We start from the raw sequence: 16,846 nt of genomic DNA, 5'->3' as shown, positions 1-16,846 counted from the left end.
AATCATGAAGTTATCCTGTTATTACCTTCTTGGAATATTTTTGCTGTTCACCAACGTGGATAGCAATGCGCAAAAGAAGAAGAATACCGCTGCAAAAACAGTGGCATTCAGTGCCGCTGACCGGCCGAAAAATCTGTCAGATACCGCATTACTTGAACTTGTCCAGAAGCAGACTTTCCGCTACTTCTGGGAATTCGGCCACCCCGTAAGCGGCATGTCACGCGAGCGAAGCAATATCGCTTTTGAGTACGGCGACGAAGTAGTAACCACCGGCGGAACTGGTTTTGGTGTTATGGCGATGATCGTCGCGGCGGAAAGAAAGTGGCAGCCACGCGACTCAGTGGCCGCGCGCTTGTTGAAAATGGTGAAGTTTCTTTCCAAAGCTGATAGTTACCATGGGATTTTCCCGCACTGGCTCAATGGAGCAACCGGAAAAACAATTCCATTCGGTAGAAAAGATGATGGCGGCGACCTGGTTGAATCATCCTTTTTGTTCCAGGGATTGCTCGCTGCAAGGCAATATTTCGACGGTGAAAACTACGTGGAACGTGATCTCCGAAACCGCATTCAATGGTTATGGAGCGAAGCTGAATGGGATTGGTATACGCAGGGAAATGCAAATCAGCTGTACTGGCATTGGAGCCCTAATCATGGCTGGGCGATGAATTTTGAGCTTCGGGGATATAATGAAGCTTTGATCACGCACATACTGGCTGCGGCTTCCCCGCGTTACCCGGTTTCCGCACAGGTTTACCACAAATGCTGGGCACAAAGTGACCACTTCAAAAATGGGAAAGAATACCACGGCGTGAAGCTGCCACTTGGCTTCGATTACGGCGGCCCGTTGTTTTTCGCGCACTACTCATTTCTGGGATTGGACCCGCGACAGCTGAAAGACCAATATGCTGATTATTGGGAGCAGAATGTAAATCATACTTTGATCAACTATAAACATTGTGTAGCCAATCCCGGTAAGTTTAAAGGATACGGTGAAAATAGCTGGGGACTCACTGCCAGTGATACCTATAACGGGTACAATGCGCACTCACCGACAAACGACTTTGGTACCATTACGCCGACTGCCGCACTTTCCTCATTTCCATATACTCCAAAAGAATCAATGAAGGCGCTCCGGCATTTTTATGATGATCTGGGCGACAAGATATGGAGCGAATACGGTTTCGTGGATGCATTCAACGAGTCGCAGAACTGGTATGCAAAATCACATCTTGCCATAGATCAGGGACCGATCATTGTGATGATCGAGAACTACCGTACGGGCTTGCTCTGGAAGCTGTTTATGAAAGATAGCGACATTCAATCTGGGTTGAAAAAGCTTGGATTTGAGAGTCCCGCATTGCAGGTAAGTAGTAAAAATTGACAAGTTTTTGACCTAAATTAACCGAAAGACCAGCCAGTGGCTGGTCTTTCGGTTTTAAGGAATATAATTGTATCTTGATGGTGCTTTTTTGAGAATGAACCGCATGAAATTATGCATTCTTAATCCTCACAAACACTTTTGGCTATGAAATCCTGCTATCATAAGGTATGTTATATTTTCCTGTTCAACCTCATTTTTGCTTCTGCAAATGCACAGATATGGCAGGTTTCGGAGCCGGAGAATCTTCCCGTAAAGCGGCATGAAAATGCAATGGCCACTGCGAATGGAAAGCTATACCTTCTGGGTGGACGGGGCATCAAGCCCGTTGATGAATATGATTTCAAAAAAGATGCATGGACAAGCCTGGCGCCGAGTCCGCTTGAAATGAGCCACTTTCAGGCTGTCACTTATAAGAACGAGATCTACGTACTGGGCGCATTTACAGGCGGATATCCCCACGAGATCCCTATACCGGACATTTACATTTTCAATCCTGCCAAAAACGAATGGCGGAAAGGCGCACCTATTCCGGAGAACAGGCGTAGAGGCGCGGCCGGGGCATTTGTCATGAACGACAAGATTTATCTCGTATGTGGTATTCAGGACGGACACTGGGATGGACAGGTTACCTGGTTCGATGAATTTGATCCCGCCACAGGTACCTGGAAAACGCTGCCCGATGCTCCCCGCCCCAGAGACCATGTTCAGGTGGCAGTACTAAACGATAAAATGTATGTTGCAGGCGGAAGGTTATCAACCGCGAGAATCAATCAGGTATTGAATACCGTAATCGCGGAAGTGGATGTTTTTGATTTTAAAACAAGTAAATGGACTACCCTCCAGGCCGAAAACAACCTCCCTACGTTGCGGGCAGGAAATATGACGGTGGTTTATGATAACAAGATTGTTGTGATCGGCGGTGAGAGTGTTGCACACACAGAGGCACACAATGAAGTGGAAGCATTTAACCCGAAGACAAACAAATGGGAAAAGTTACCTGCGCTGCACCAGGGTCGCCACGGTACAGGCGCAGTAATTCTGAATAAAAAGATATACGTCGCAGCAGGATCTGCCAACCGGGGAGGCGGACCAGAGCTGAATGATATGGAAGTACTGAGTAAATAATTAATCCAAAACTACCGAATGAAACTACGCCATTCCATGTTGCTGCTCCTGCTTTCTGCGGCAACTTCCGGCTTTTCACAAAATCAGAAATTTACACATGCCGACACATTGCGGGGCGCCATCACACCGCAGCGCGCGTGGTGGGATTTGACTTACTACCATCTCAAAGTCACTCCCAATGCCAAAGACAGTACTCTGACGGGCAGCACTTCCATTACTTATAAAGTAATTCAACCGAATCAAAGCATTCAGGTTGATCTGCAGCAGCCGCTTCAAATCAGCAAAGTTACCCAGGGTGGTGAATCGCTGGAATTCAGACGTGACGGCAATGCATTCTTCGTTGACCTGAGGAAAAAGCAGGAAACCGGCAAAACCGAAACAATTGAAGTTTTCTATTCAGGAAAACCGCGGCTTGCAAAAAATCCGCCTTGGGACGGTGGCGTGCAATGGATACCTGATGGAAAAGGAAATACAATTATATCTACTTCATGTCAGGGACTGGGATCCAGCGTTTGGTGGCCCTGCAAGGATCACATGTACGACGAGCCCGACAGCATGAAGATCAGCATTACCGTTCCGAAGAATATGACGGATGTTTCAAATGGGAATCTGCTATCTGTTGTGGAAAATGATGATAACACGCGCACTTTCAACTGGGCGGTAAAGAATCCGATCAATAACTACGGGGTGAATATGAATGTCGCAGAATATGTGAGCTGGAAAGAAACATACAAGGGCGAAAAGGGCGATTTGCAGCTTAGCTATTATGTTCTTCCCAAGAATCTCGAAAAAGCGAAAGAGCAATTTAAACAGGCGCCCATGATGCTGAAAGCGTTCGAGCATTGGTTTGGCCCATACCCATTTTATGAGGATGGCTATAAGCTAGTTGAAGTTCCATACCTCGGAATGGAGCACCAGAGTTCGGTAACCTACGGAAACGGTTACCAGATGGGCTATCGTGGTAAAGATCTTTCCGGCACGGGCTGGGGTTTGAAATGGGATTTCATTATCATTCACGAAAGCGGTCATGAATGGTTTGCCAACAACATTACCTACAAAGATGTTGCAGACATGTGGGTCCACGAAAGTTTCACCAACTACTCGGAAAACCTTTATACTGAATACTATTTTGGCAAAAAGGCAGGTGCTGAGTACGTGATCGGCACCAGAAAGCTTATTGCAAATGAGTCGCCGATTGTCGGAATCTATGGTGTGAACCAGGAAGGCTCAAAGGATATGTACTACAAAGGCGGCAATATGCTGCATACGATACGGCAGGTTGTGAATGATGATGAAAAGTGGAGACAGGTTTTGAGAGGATTAAATAAAACTTTCTACCACCAAACCGTTGACGGTGCTCAGATCGAGGCTTATGTAAGTGAAAAGTCCGGCAAAAAGCTGGGCAAAGTATTTGACCAATACCTGCGCGATACCCGCATCCCTGCATTGGAATATGCATTTGGGTCAAAAGGAATGCAATACCGGTGGAGCAACGTAGTTGAGGGCTTTGATATGCCTGTAAAAGTGCAGATAGGAGCAGGAAAAGAAGACTTTATCTATCCTACTACCGAATGGAAAACGCTTAAAACAAAGTCAGAAAAGACGTTGACAGTTGACCCGAATTTTTACGTGGAGGCGAAGGAAGTAAAGGCTTCTTTATAGATCCCAACATTCCATTATCAGCATATCACCCTTTTGAGCTGAAATTCTTACCAAACCATCGGACTCGGCTTCATTACTGTTGCCGGCCCGGTGGCCAAGGGTCAATGTTTCGTTTTTCAGGTTGTATTTCAAACCGGCAGTTTTAATACCTTCCACAATTCCTACCGGTATCAATGAAATGGGGGTACCTGCTACATACCACTTTTCGAAAGTACCTGTAAGAGGGAATATTTTTGAATAATCGTCGAACATGACGAGTCGGATCCTATCCTTATAGCGCACCAGATTGGTAATGTTGGTTACAGCATGATCTGCCCGACGCCCGGTCGCCCACACGATATTAGCTGCCGGAAAGCCCCTTTCGATCAGAAAATCGATGCCTTTTTCAAGATCCGTTTTCTCAGTATCCGGTGTATTGACGATTTCAATCGGATGCTGTCGCTCCCGGATCGCTTCAAAATCATGGGGATCGTCAAAGTCTCCGAGCCAGACATCAATCTTGATCCCGAGCTCTAATACGCGATAAATCGCATTATCCAGCACAACGATAAACGGGCTCCATTCAAGCAGCTGCCCGAGCAGTTCTTCACTGCATGCTTCTCCGTTGGCGATAATCAGCGCCGGCTCCTGCTTTTCTTTTACTATATGGTGTGAGGACATTTCAATTTTTCAAACTTCTGACCAGCATAATCAATTCATCGAACCGCTGATCCATCTTGGTTTCGAACCTATCAAATCGGGCTTCCAAATTATCAAAGCGAGATTCAAGATTATCAAGGCGAGCCTCAATTTTATCCAGACGCTCCTCAATTTTATCCAAACGCTCCTCGATTTTATCCAAACGCTCCTCGACTTTGTCAAGCCTGGCCTCGACTTTGTCCAGCCGGACCTCCAACCTGTCAATTCTAATTTCGAGTCGATCAACCTTGTCTTCCAGCTTGTTAAACCTGATTTCAAGATTGTCAATACGTTTATGTACCTGGACAAACTCCTCCCTCATTTCGGCAAAGCCGGTATAAACAAGGGTTGTAAGGGTCGCCAGGCCGGTTGCTATCATTTCAATCTGTTTTCCATGTTCAACAAGGCTGATTTCCGCAAGATCAATCCGTTCTTCGATATACATATTCGTGTGCGTTAGTAAGTATAGTGTTGGTAAGACGCCGACAATATCCTTACAAAAACAACAACGAACAATCTATTGATAAGGGAATTTTCTAACGGTTCAAACCCCTAATTCCTTCGCCCTATTCCAGTACTCGTCCATTTCTTCGAGCGACATATCTGACAGCGATTTACCGTCTGCTTTGGAAGCTTCTTCCAAAAACTGAAAGCGCCGTATAAACTTCTTGTTAGTCCGTTCCAATGCAGTTTCCGGATTAATATCTACAAAACGCGAATAATTGACAAGTGAAAAAAGCAGGTCTCCAAACTCTCCTTCTGCCTCTTTCTGATCAATTGTGTCCCCGGATTCAATATCGAAATGCGCTTTGAATTCCTGTAATTCCTCCTGTACCTTTTCCCAAACCTGCTGCTTCTCGTCCCAATCGAATCCGGCCCCTCTTGCTTTTTCCTGAATGCGCATTGCTTTTACCAAAGCCGGCAAAGAGGTTGGTACACCTGAAAGAACGGATTTGTTACCTTCCTTCAACTTCAATTTCTCCCAGTTCTGCTTCACAGCCTCTTCCGAATCGGCGATCGTGTCGCCATAAATGTGGGGATGACGCGAAATCAGCTTGTCGCAAATTGCATTCAAAACATCCCTGATATCAAAAGTAAAGGCTTTTTCAGGATCATTTTCAGAAGCTATTTTGGCATAAAAAACCAAATGCAGCATCACGTCGCCAAGTTCCTTTTTTATCTCGGGCAAATCGTTATCCAGGATCGCATCCGACAGCTCATAAGTCTCTTCAATCGTCAGGTGCCGCAAACTTTCCAGCGTTTGTTTCCGGTCCCAGGGGCATTGCTCCCTGAGCTCATCCATAATAGTTAGCAGCCTGTCAAAAGCCATAAGCTGTTGCTGGCGGGCTTCTGTCAGCTCACTGAATTGTTTTTCCATACAACAAATATAAAGCTGAACCAGGTCAGTTGGCGACCAATGAAGGAATTTGAAAGCTGGTCTGAATGAGGTTGCTGGCGCACTTGGCAATTATCTTGCCCTCGGGAGTTGTAAGCCTGCCCTCTACATGAATAATGTTTTTACCAACCCTCACGATATTGGAATGTGCAATGAGCACATCACCTGGAAAGGCGGGATTGAGGAAGTCACAGTTGAGGTTAACGGAAGTAAATGCATACTCCCTGCCGAGCGCAAAAACCATAGTACCCACAATCTCATCCAGGATGGTAGCCGCCATTCCGCCGTGCAGCGTACCCATCGGATTACACATATCCGGCCTCACGAGGTACTCGATCTGCATCATTCCCTCTTCGATGTTCAACAGCTTCCCATTGAGCCACTGCGCTACCGGGGAGAAATTCTGCTGCATATTCTTGCCTATATACTGGCGCAAAAAACTGATACGTTCGTTTTCCATTATCATGAAGATCCGGGATCCTGATTGCAAAAAGAAATAGTTGCCCGGCCCGGAAAAGTGAGATTTTAAAAATAGTAATTATCATAGAAATATCTATGGTTCAAAGTCATTATTGTGGATTTAATTGCTATGTTTTGAAGGTTATTACTACCTTTACCGGAGTTTTTGCCAGAGATAAAAGCATACCCATATATGAATTTTACGTTATCGCAGGTTCCTGACCGTTCCCAAAAACCCCGTGAAAAGGGATTGACAATGGTAATGGATAAAGGGCTCAGTATCAGGGAAACAGAGGATATGTTATCAACTTCATCTCCTTACATTGATATCGTAAAGCTGGGCTGGGCAACTTCTTACGTCAGCCCCAATCTCAATGAAAAGCTGGCAGTCTACAAGAGTGCCAACATTCCGGTCTACTTTGGTGGTACTTTGTTTGAAGCGTTTGTTGTAAGAAACCAATTTGACGATTACCGGAAACTGCTTGATAAATACGATTTAAAATACGCAGAAGTTTCTGACGGTTCCATTGAAATGCCGCAGGATGTTAAATGCGAATACATCAACAAATTGTCCAAGCAGGTGACCGTTCTTTCGGAAGTAGGTTCAAAGGACGAGAACAAAATCATCCCTCCTTATAAATGGATACAGCTGATCAAATCCGAACTACAGGCTGGTGCGTGGAAGGTAATTGGCGAAGCGCGCGAATCGGGTAATGTAGGTTTGTTCCGTGCGAGCGGCGAAGTGCGCCAGGGCCTGGTGGAAGAGATCCTTACCGAAATTGCATTCGAAGATATGCTTTGGGAAGCACCGCAGAAGTCACAGCAGGTCTGGTTTGTCAAACTGCTGGGCGCAAACGTGAATCTCGGAAACATTGCACCAAGTGAGCTGATCCCGCTTGAAACAATCCGCCTTGGATTACGTGGGGATACGTTCAACCACTTCCTGAATGCGAAGACCAAACAAAAATGGAAAATTGATTCCAAATAAGTAAGACGCTTTTTCACTCACTCAATTTAGCTATGGAATTTCTGAGGCAGTTTATTGACATTTTCCTCCACCTGGACAAGCACCTTTTCGACATTGTCCAGCAGTACGGAACGCTCACCTATCTGATACTTTTTCTGATCGTATTTACAGAAACCGGACTCGTTATCATGCCGCTTCTACCTGGCGATTCGCTGTTATTCGCCGCCGGCGCCATTGCTGCCAATGAAAGTACCGGTCTAAATGTCTGGCTTATTATTATCATTCTTATTATAGCCGCACTGCTGGGAGATAACCTTAACTATTTTGTAGGTAAAAAACTGGGCGGGGAAATCAAGAAGCGGGAACGAATTCTTTTCTTGAAAAGGGAATACCTGGAAAAAACAGAAGCATTTTACGAAAAACACGGCGGAAGCACCGTGATCATGGCGCGGTTCATTCCTATCGTGCGTACCGTGGCGCCATTTGTGGCCGGAGCCGGAAGCATGAACTACTCCAAATACATTGTTTATTGCATCGTCGGAGCAATCCTCTGGGTACCCTCACTGACACTCCTGGGCTTCTTTTTCGGGAATATGGAGATTGTTAAAAAGAACTTCGAACTTGTCATTTTCGGCATCATCGGGTTCTCATTACTACCAATGATTTTCGGCTACTTCAAAAGCAAATTCGCGAAGCCGAGGGTGGCTTAGTAGGACTTCGGCTTTCGGCTTTATACTTGCTGGCTATTGGCTGTTAGCTATTGGCTGTTAGCTCTTTTAAGAATTTAACAAAAATGCCTGGTTTGAAAGCCAGGCATTTTCTTTGTACTTTGATATCTATTTTAGGCTAACAGCTAACAGCTAACAGCTAACAGCTAACAGCTAACAGCTAACAGCTAACAGCTAACAGCTAACAGCTAACCAGCCGAAGTCTGACAGCCGACAGCCGATGTCCTCCTTAGCTTCTCGAATAGTTCGGTGCCTCCTTCTGAATCATGATATCGTGCGGGTGGCTTTCTTTTACGCCGGCAGAAGTGATTTTCACGAACTGGGCTTTTTGCAAAGTTGCAATATCTCCCGCTCCGCAGTAACCCATTCCCGCTTTCAAGCCACCTACCATTTGATATACAATCTCTGAAACCTTTCCTTTGAATGGAACTCGGCCGACAATTCCTTCTGGTACCAGCTTTTTCACATCGTCTTCCGCATCCTGGAAATAACGGTCTTTCGAACCATCTTCCATTGCTTCCACCGACCCCATTCCACGATAGGCTTTAAACTTCCTGCCTTCGTAAATTACAATTTCACCTGGCGCCTCGTCGCTTCCTGCGAGCATCGAGCCGATCATGATCGTACTTGCTCCGCCGGCTAGCGCTTTTGTCATATCTCCTGAAAAACGGATACCCCCGTCAGCAATTACTGGAACATCTGTTCCTTTCAATGCCTCTGCCGCCCACATCACTGCAGTCAGCTGAGGAACACCGATACCTGCGATAATCCGCGTGGTACAGATACTTCCTGGTCCCACTCCTACCTTCACCGCATCAGCACCTGCGTCGGCCAGCGCTTTGGCACCTTCGCCGGTGGCAACGTTACCTGCAATTACGTCCAGTTTCGGGAATTGTGCTTTAACAGACTTCAAAGCCGCTATTACACCTGCTGAATGTCCGTGTGCAGTATCAAGACTGATCACGTCCACACCAGCTTTAACCAATGCTTCAACCCGTTTCAGAAGATCGGCAGTAACACCTACTGCTGCTCCTACACGGAGGCGGCCGTATTCGTCTTTACATGCATTTGGGTGAGATTTGCGTTTCAGGATATCCTTGTAGGTAATCAAACCAGTCAAACGGTACTCTGAATCAACGATTGGGAGTTTTTCGATTTTGTACTCTTGCAGGACCTTCTCAGCGTCGTCGAGTGATAAGCCGTCGGAAGCCGTGATCAGGTTTTCTTTCGTCATAATCTCCGTAACCGGCTTGGTCATTTCCTTTTGAAAACGTAAGTCACGGTTCGTGAGGATACCAACCAGCTTGTGATCCTTGTCAATCACCGGAATACCGCCGATTTTGAATTCGCGCATAATCTGGTGTGCATCGCCAAGCGTTGCAGTATCGTTGAGCGTGATCGGATCGAGGATCATTCCGCTCTCAGACCTTTTCACTTTCCGTACCTGCTCAGCCTGCGCTTCCAGGCTCATGTTTTTATGGATTATTCCAATACCGCCTTCCTGGGCCATTGCGATAGCCAGGTCAAATTCGGTTACAGTGTCCATCGCTGCTGATACTAATGGAATGTTCAGCTCGATGTTACGCGTAAGCTTGGTTCTAGTTGTTGTATTGCGAGGAAGAATTTCTGAATAACCAGGTATTAGAAGAACGTCGTCGTAAGTGAGGGCCTCGAAGAGGACTTTGGATGGGTCTGTGCTCATAGCAAATAAACGATTGTTATTTGCCGGGCAAAATTAGCTATAAGTTTGGAGTCGACCAAAAAAAGTACAAAACAACTGTTCTTAAAAATTATTAAAAAAAAGGTAAAACGGTTTAGGGGTTATAGCCGGTTAATTGACTATACCTTTGTATTCCCATACTTGCGGGCACTTGATGAAGCCAATATTGACCGACGAACAGCTGGTGACTCAGCTCTCCCAAAGCAGCAAACCTGCTTTTGAGGAGATCTATAACCGGTACTGGTACAAGCTGTTCTGCATTTCATATCACCAGACAGGCTCGAAAGAAGAAGCGGAAGAGTTGGTGCACGATTTGTTCGAGAGTCTTTGGAACAGAAGGCTGGAAAGCAACATCAAACATTTGAGCTCCTATCTCGTCATTTCGCTCAAATACCTGATCACAAATCTTGTGAAATCGCGCATTACCTGGCGGAAATATCAGGAATACGTACTTCTTAATAAAATGCAGGAGATTTCTTCCACCGAAGACAATGTCCAATTCAATGATCTTTCGGCGGCAATTGACCGGGCTATGAAAAAACTGCCTGCAAAAACCAGCCGCGTTTTTCAGCTGAGCAGGTTTGAAAATCAATCTGTCAAAAGCATTGCCAAAGAACTTCACATTTCAGAGAAGGCGGTGGAATACCACATTACCAGGTCGCTCAAATTACTGCAAGACGATCTGTGGATTTACCAAACCGATAATTGAGCATTCTCAACAACTAATGAACCAATACGATTTTCAGAAAACTTTAAACAGGTATTTGTCAGGGCAGCATTCTCCCGAGGAAGAGGACTTTATTATGGAGTACCTGAAAGCTAACCCTCTGGATGAAACGCCCGTTTTTGAAAATGAAAAAGAGGTTATAGGTAGAAACTTAAAGGGCCGGGTGCTCCGGTCTGCATTCGGGAAAACGCTTTTTCAAAGATCCTTGCCCTGGTTGGCGGCGGCGGCTTCTGTTCTGTTAATTGCAGGTACCTGGTTTTTCATATCGAAAGAAAGTCAATCTGAAACATTCGCAGCGGCGGAGACTGATAACCGCAATGAACTGGTTGAAATCAGGAATACATCCGGCAAGGCGCACCCGTTTACATTGGAAGACGGCAGCGTAGTTACATTAAAGAAAAACAGCAGTTTGAGTTACCCGTCGCATTTTGGCAACAAAAACCGGACTGTTTACCTCCATGGCGAAGCTTTTTTCCAGATTAAAAGAAACACTGCCAAACCTTTCATCGTGTCCACCGGAAATTTGGTAACCAAGGTGCTGGGCACCAGTTTCAACGTAAAATCGTATGATAAGTCGGGCTCGGTAGAAGTGCAGGTAAAGTCAGGAAGAGTATCCGTTTATGAAGGCTCGGGCAACGGTACTGCTAACAGGAACGGGGTAATATTAACACCGAACCAGCGCATTGTTTTTGATAAAAAATCGAGGAAAATGGAACTGTCAATTGTTGAAAACCCCCTGCTGGTAATCCCGGCGGCCGAAACGGAACACGGGTTTTCTTTCGCGGACATTCCTGTTAAAAATGTTTTCTCAGCCCTTGAAAAATCGTACGGAATCGATATCGTGCTCGAAAACGATACGGCAGATTCCTGCCTTTTCACCGGGGATTTAAATGGACTAACCTTGTTCCAGCAGCTTGACCTGATCTGCAAGTCGGCCAACATTTCCTATGAGCGACGCGGAACTGCCCTGTTTGTCCAGGGTGCAGGTTGTGTGGATTAATACCTTAAATGGCGGTGATGCTCGAACATCACCGCCGCAATAAACAGTTGTCTTTGCCTCTTAAAACAAAAACCTTTAAAACTATGCATAAAAAAATACCCACCAAACGGGTTGTTTACAAAGTCATGAGCACTACAGTTAAACAACTGCTTATCGCGATTATATGCTGCGGTATTTCCTTTGCGCACGCCACCCGCGCACAGGAACTGCTCAACAAGGAAGTCGCCTTGAAGCTTGAATCCCAGGAGATCAAAAAGGTTTTACAACAGATCGAGAAACAGGCCGATGTTAAATTCGTATATAGTACATCGAGCATTCAGCGGGTGCAGAATGTGACTGTCAAAGAACTGAGAGGACCATTGAGCCGCGTTCTGGATCAGCTGCTTACTCCATTGAATGTATCTTACGAGGTCGTGGGCGGCTCGCGGATCCTTTTGAGAAAGAAAACACCTGCGGCAGTCGGCAGCAATGCAGCCACTTCGTCGCTGTCGGAGATTGACAGGACTGTCTCCGGTAAAGTGGTAGATGAAAAAGGAGATGGATTGCCGGGAGTTAATATCCTGCTTGTAGGCACTCAGGTGGGAACTTCTACCAACGAAAACGGCGAGTACCGCATTACAGTCCCGGACCAGAATGCAACGCTGAAATTTTCTTTCATCGGTTATGTGAGTCAGGAAGTTGTAGTGGACAAGGAACTGATGAACATCGCATTGGCCCCTGATGTAAGTGCATTGCGGGAAGTTGTGGTAGTCGGTTATGGTACACAGGAAAAAAAGGACATTACCGGCGCAGTATCTTCTGTAAAGGGCGCTGATTTTCAGAATCTTCCTTCCGGTGGTGCCCAGCAGGCGCTGCAAGGTCGCGCGGCGGGTGTGAATATTGTTCGAAATGGCGGTGCGCCGGGCGACGCAGGTTCCATCCAGATCCGCGGCTTTGGTACTGTCAATAACTCCTCTCCGCTGGTTGTGATCGACGGGGTGCCTTCGGGGACAATGAATGACGTGAACCCGAATGATATAGAGTCAATCGAAATCCTGAAAGATGCTTCTGCCTCCGCCATTTACGGAACGCGCGCAGCCAATGGGGTTATTATTGTTACGACCAAAAGAGGCCAGTTCGACAAGCCGATAAGTGTTACATTGAACAGCTATGCAGGTGTAACCAACCGCATTAAAACGCTCGACGTACTTACCGCAGATTCACTCGCGGCTATTAAACGTGAAGCATATAAAAATGATAACCTGCCGGTTCCGGCGATCTGGAATGATAAACAATACCAGACGCAGCTTACCAACTGGCAGGATGAACTGCTGACCCAGGGAACAACCCAGAACTACGATATCTCTCTTCGGGGCGGCGGCAAGTATTCGTCTTTTGCGATTTCAGGGGGCTATTATAAAGAAACCGGTATTATCGAGAAGTCAAAGTACGAACGTTTGAACTTCCGCATTAATTCTGACCATAAAGTAGGTAACCGCATTAAAATCGGCCAGAATTTCCAGTTCAGTAACACACACAATGTTGGGCCAGATACGCAATCGTCCCAAACGGGCTTGCTCTGGAGTGCAATTCGTTTTCACCCTGGTTTGCCCGTCAAAAATGCAGATGGCTCCTATGGTTCTACCCAGGGGATAGGCGCGTTTGGTGATATCAACAACCCGATTTTTACGGTAGATACCCAGGATAAAGACAATGCACGCAACCGTTTTCTCGGCAATGTCACCGGCGAGCTTGAAATCCTGTCGGGCCTAACGCTCCGCGCAAATGTGGCCGTTGATGCTACTTTCGGTGATAGCCACAATTTTGACATTAAGATCAACGATCAGTTCCGCACCAACTCCTATAACCAGCTCACCCTGGGCCACGAAAAAACGTGGTCGTTTTTGCAGGAATACTTCCTGAATTATGACAAAAAATTCGGCTCTCATTCTTTGAACCTGACGGGCGGCTTTACTTCCCAGACTTTCAATAGTGTCTACTCCAATCAATGGGGACGCGACTTTGCGAGTGAAGATCCTTCCCTGCGTTACATGCAATATGCGGGAACAATCGTGTCGGTGCCTTTGAACAATGGCGGAAACGGCGGACGGAGCTACGATGCACTCGCTTCCTTTTTTGGTCGGGTCAACTACTCTTTTAAAGATCGTTACCTGCTGACAGGAACACTCAGAAGCGATGGTTCTTCTAAATTCGCGCCCGGCAATCAATGGGGTTACTACCCTGCTTTTTCAGCTGGCTGGCGGATTTCGGAAGAAGATTTCTTTAAGAATGCATTACCCATGTTCGGCAACTTCAAGCTGACAGGAGGCTGGGGAAGGCTGGGGAACCAGAATGTAGCTTCGCTGCAATACCTCGCATTGATCAACTCCACGTATCGGTATGCATTCGGAAATGGCGGTGTACAGAGCCAGGTTTCCGGTGCCGCACAAAGCAGGCTTGCTAACCTGAACATTGGCTGGGAAACAGCGGAAATGACAAACTTCGGCTTGGAAACAGAGCTTTTCAAAAACAGTCTTTTCTTCTCTGCCAATTATTTTGTTAAAAACACAAAGAATATGCTCCTGGCACCGCCTTCAATCGGGACAATTGGTACTGCCACTATTCCTGATCAGAATATCGGAGAGCTGCGTAACAAAGGACTGGAACTCGAAGCTTCTTACCGCCACACAGTCGGCAGCGTGACGTTTAATGTAAGTGGTAATGCCACATTTATCCAAAACAGGATCACCAGACTGGCTACACCGGGCGGCTTTCTTGCCACACAATTGTATGGCCGCGGCCAGCAGGAGATCGTTCGTACTTACGAAGGACAGCCTTACGGCACTTTTTACGGCTACAAAACAGACGGTATTTATCAAACCCAGGGTGAAATCGATTCTGATAATAACATAGCAAATGACTCCCGCCGTAACGACGGGCTGATCAAGCCGGGCGACGTACGTTTTATGGACCTTAATGGTGATGGTGTGGTAAATGACCAGGACCGCACGATTATCGGTAGCCCACAGCCTAAGATTAACTACGGTTTCTCTGCCGGCGCAAACTGGAAAGGTTTTGACCTCAACCTGTTCTTTGTAGGAGTGGGCGGCTCAAAAATCTATAATGCGGATAGAATGCAGGGGCTTGACGCAAGCTATTCTTTCAATTTGTATGCGGAAGAAAGTGAGCGTTGGCGCGGACCGGGGACCAGCAACACGATTCCCCGCGTGAGCATTGATAATGCAAACCGCAACTTCCGTCCGTCGGACTTATTTGTTGAAAAAGGCGATTACCTGCGTTTGAAGAACCTGACACTTGGTTATTCCATTCCAAAGAACGCGATCAGCAAATTGAAAATGACGCAGGCGAGGGTATATGTAACAGGGCAGAATATCCTGACATTTACCAAATACTCGGGCCTGAACCCGGAGCTGGGATATGTGGGAGCCGCCAATTCCTATAATCAGCTGAACGTAGACTTCGCACAATATCCATTGGCACGCACCTGGACAGTCGGGGCAACTATTTCTTTCTAAACCCCCGTTCAGTTTTATACCGAAGAAATCAAGAACTTATGAAAAAGATCACAATACTATCCGGATATATTCTGCTCGCCATGCTGACGGGCTGCGATGATCTGCTCGAAACAACACCTTACGGGCAGGTTACATCTCAACAATACTGGCGGAACGGCGACGATGTGGTGGCTGCGGTGAATGCAGTTTACGCGCCCCTGCTTGATGAAGATGGTTTTGCACATACGGAATATACCTTCGACAACTGCTCGGACGATATGAACCGCGCTGGCGACCATTCCGACGAAACATCGCTGGAAATGTTCACTTTCGATGCATCCAATTCACATATCCTGGCCACCTGGAAGACTAAATACGAGGTGATTTCAAGAGCCAATGCGGTGCTGATCAATGCGCCAAAAGTGACAATGGACGAAAGTTTAAAAAACAGGAGCCTGGGTGAAGCTTACTTCCTGAGGGGCTTTGTATACTGGCGGCTCTCGCTGATTTACGGAGAGGTACCTATTTTGCTGGAAGACGATGCATTGAACCTGAATTTCAATAAACCAAAATCCACACTCGCCGAAGTACGCGCGCAAGCGGAGTCAGACTTTCTCAAAGCGGCTTCCCTGCTGCCTGTTTCGTACAGTGACGCAGAGGCGGGCAGGGTTACGCAGGGTTCTGCATACGGTTTTCTGACCAAATTGTATGTTTACCAGGAACAATGGGCAAAAGCAATCGAGGCAAGTGCGAAGGTAATTTCGAACCCGGCTTACAAGCTTGCAGCAGGATTTAACCAAAACTTTGAATTGGCTACCGAGAACAATCCGGAGATCCTGTTTTCACTGCAATACGAAACCGGCTGGACAACCGACAACTCGCCTACATTCTACCACACACCGCAGGCATTTGGAGGCTGGGGTTTTCACGAGCCGATCGAGGATCTGGTAAAGGAGTTTGAAAAAGGGGATACGCGGAAAACGTCGTCTATTTTCAGTCCGGGTGACAAGGTTGACCGTAATGCAATGGGAGATGAAACTTTTACGGCAGATATGACGCGGGTAACCGGTTATGCTTTTAGAAAATACACGCAGTTTGCAGCAAATGGAGATATGAGCCAAAGCCTGAATGCGCCCTTTTTAAGAACTGCCGACGTGTATCTGTTAGCAGCCGAGGCTAAGATCCGGTCGGGAGCAAATGGCGACGCGGAGTTGAATGCAGTAAGAAAACGGGCAGGTCTGTTACCGGTAACGAATGCAACAATGAAGAATATCATGCACGAAAGGCGGGTTGAGCTGGCCGGGGAGAACGAAAGGCACCAGGATTTAATGCGCTGGGACAAAGCCGGACTGATTGACATCGTCGCACATTATAAAATTGACCGCGGGCCGCACAAGCCGAGCCGCAACTTTGTGAAACCCAAACACTATTACTTCCCGCTGCCTCAACGTGAGGTGGATTTAAGCAATGGTACTTTGATCCAGAACAGCAATTACTAGTTTTCAGAAT

At 46.6% G+C, this 16,846-nt stretch carries 14 protein-coding genes; 9 read left to right on the top strand and 5 right to left on the bottom strand.

Annotated features, from left to right (window positions below):
- The first annotated feature begins 4 nt into the window (after nt 1–4).
- The 3 genes from ASG33_RS03365 (at nt 5) to ASG33_RS03355 (ending at nt 4,168) form a co-directional block, all read left to right on the top strand.
- Nucleotides 5–1,381, top strand: a complete 1,377-nt coding sequence (locus ASG33_RS03365; protein WP_082489075.1) for a glucoamylase family protein — start codon at nt 5–7, stop codon at nt 1,379–1,381.
- Between the two features lie 144 nt (nt 1,382–1,525).
- Entirely contained in the window at nt 1,526–2,506 is a 981-nt protein-coding gene (locus ASG33_RS03360; protein WP_082489074.1) for a kelch repeat-containing protein, read from the top strand.
- Nucleotides 2,507–2,524: 18 nt separating this feature from the next.
- Nucleotides 2,525–4,168, top strand: a complete 1,644-nt coding sequence (locus ASG33_RS03355; protein ID WP_056280290.1) for a M1 family metallopeptidase — start codon at nt 2,525–2,527, stop codon at nt 4,166–4,168.
- On the opposite strand, the gene ASG33_RS03350 is transcribed toward ASG33_RS03355, so the two are convergent.
- The 4 genes from ASG33_RS03350 to ASG33_RS03335 all read right to left on the bottom strand — a co-directional run bounded on the left by ASG33_RS03350 (nt 4,163) and on the right by ASG33_RS03335 (nt 6,702).
- Nucleotides 4,163–4,828: a thiamine diphosphokinase gene (locus ASG33_RS03350; RefSeq protein ID WP_056280287.1), complete on the bottom strand. Its 666-nt coding sequence runs from the start codon at nt 4,826–4,828 to the stop codon at nt 4,163–4,165. The two genes, ASG33_RS03355 and ASG33_RS03350, sit on opposite strands and share 6 nt — an antisense overlap.
- 1 nt (nt 4,829) lies before the next feature.
- Complete coding sequence (locus tag ASG33_RS03345; RefSeq protein WP_056280283.1) at nt 4,830–5,291, bottom strand: DUF16 domain-containing protein; 462 nt, start codon at nt 5,289–5,291, stop codon at nt 4,830–4,832.
- A gap of 99 nt (nt 5,292–5,390) precedes the next feature.
- A complete protein-coding gene (mazG, locus tag ASG33_RS03340) occupies nt 5,391–6,224 on the bottom strand; it encodes a nucleoside triphosphate pyrophosphohydrolase (RefSeq protein ID WP_056280282.1) in 834 nt (277 codons plus the stop codon).
- A gap of 25 nt (nt 6,225–6,249) precedes the next feature.
- Complete coding sequence (locus ASG33_RS03335) at nt 6,250–6,702, bottom strand: PaaI family thioesterase (RefSeq protein WP_310589168.1); 453 nt, start codon at nt 6,700–6,702, stop codon at nt 6,250–6,252.
- A gap of 192 nt (nt 6,703–6,894) precedes the next feature.
- Here ASG33_RS03335 and ASG33_RS03330 point away from each other — a divergent pair, with 192 nt between their 5' ends.
- Entirely contained in the window at nt 6,895–7,689 is a 795-nt protein-coding gene (locus ASG33_RS03330; protein ID WP_056280276.1) for a phosphosulfolactate synthase, read from the top strand.
- A 32-nt stretch (nt 7,690–7,721) separates the two neighbouring features.
- A complete protein-coding gene (locus tag ASG33_RS03325; RefSeq protein WP_056280274.1) occupies nt 7,722–8,378 on the top strand; it encodes a DedA family protein in 657 nt (218 codons plus the stop codon).
- Between the two features lie 247 nt (nt 8,379–8,625).
- Here the strand turns inward: ASG33_RS03325 and guaB are convergent, their stop codons facing one another.
- Nucleotides 8,626–10,098, bottom strand: a complete 1,473-nt coding sequence (guaB, locus tag ASG33_RS03320) for an IMP dehydrogenase (RefSeq protein WP_056280271.1) — start codon at nt 10,096–10,098, stop codon at nt 8,626–8,628.
- A gap of 172 nt (nt 10,099–10,270) precedes the next feature.
- Here guaB and ASG33_RS03315 point away from each other — a divergent pair, with 172 nt between their 5' ends.
- The 4 genes from ASG33_RS03315 to ASG33_RS03300 all read left to right on the top strand — a co-directional run bounded on the left by ASG33_RS03315 (nt 10,271) and on the right by ASG33_RS03300 (nt 16,836).
- Entirely contained in the window at nt 10,271–10,825 is a 555-nt protein-coding gene (locus tag ASG33_RS03315) for an RNA polymerase sigma factor (protein ID WP_056280269.1), read from the top strand.
- A 16-nt stretch (nt 10,826–10,841) separates the two neighbouring features.
- A complete protein-coding gene (locus ASG33_RS03310; protein ID WP_056280267.1) occupies nt 10,842–11,843 on the top strand; it encodes a FecR family protein in 1,002 nt (333 codons plus the stop codon).
- Between the two features lie 125 nt (nt 11,844–11,968).
- Nucleotides 11,969–15,358 carry a TonB-dependent receptor gene (locus ASG33_RS03305; protein WP_229238546.1) on the top strand — a complete coding sequence of 1,130 codons (3,390 nt, stop codon included), beginning with the start codon at nt 11,969–11,971 and terminating at the stop codon, nt 15,356–15,358.
- Nucleotides 15,359–15,396: 38 nt separating this feature from the next.
- Nucleotides 15,397–16,836, top strand: a complete 1,440-nt coding sequence (locus ASG33_RS03300; protein ID WP_056280265.1) for a RagB/SusD family nutrient uptake outer membrane protein — start codon at nt 15,397–15,399, stop codon at nt 16,834–16,836.
- The last annotated feature ends 10 nt before the right edge of the window (nt 16,837–16,846 follow it).

The sequence above is a fragment of the Dyadobacter sp. Leaf189 genome, assembly GCF_001424405.1.
Taxonomy (GTDB): domain Bacteria; phylum Bacteroidota; class Bacteroidia; order Cytophagales; family Spirosomataceae; genus Dyadobacter.
This window is presented reverse-complemented; position numbering and strand designations above follow the sequence as displayed.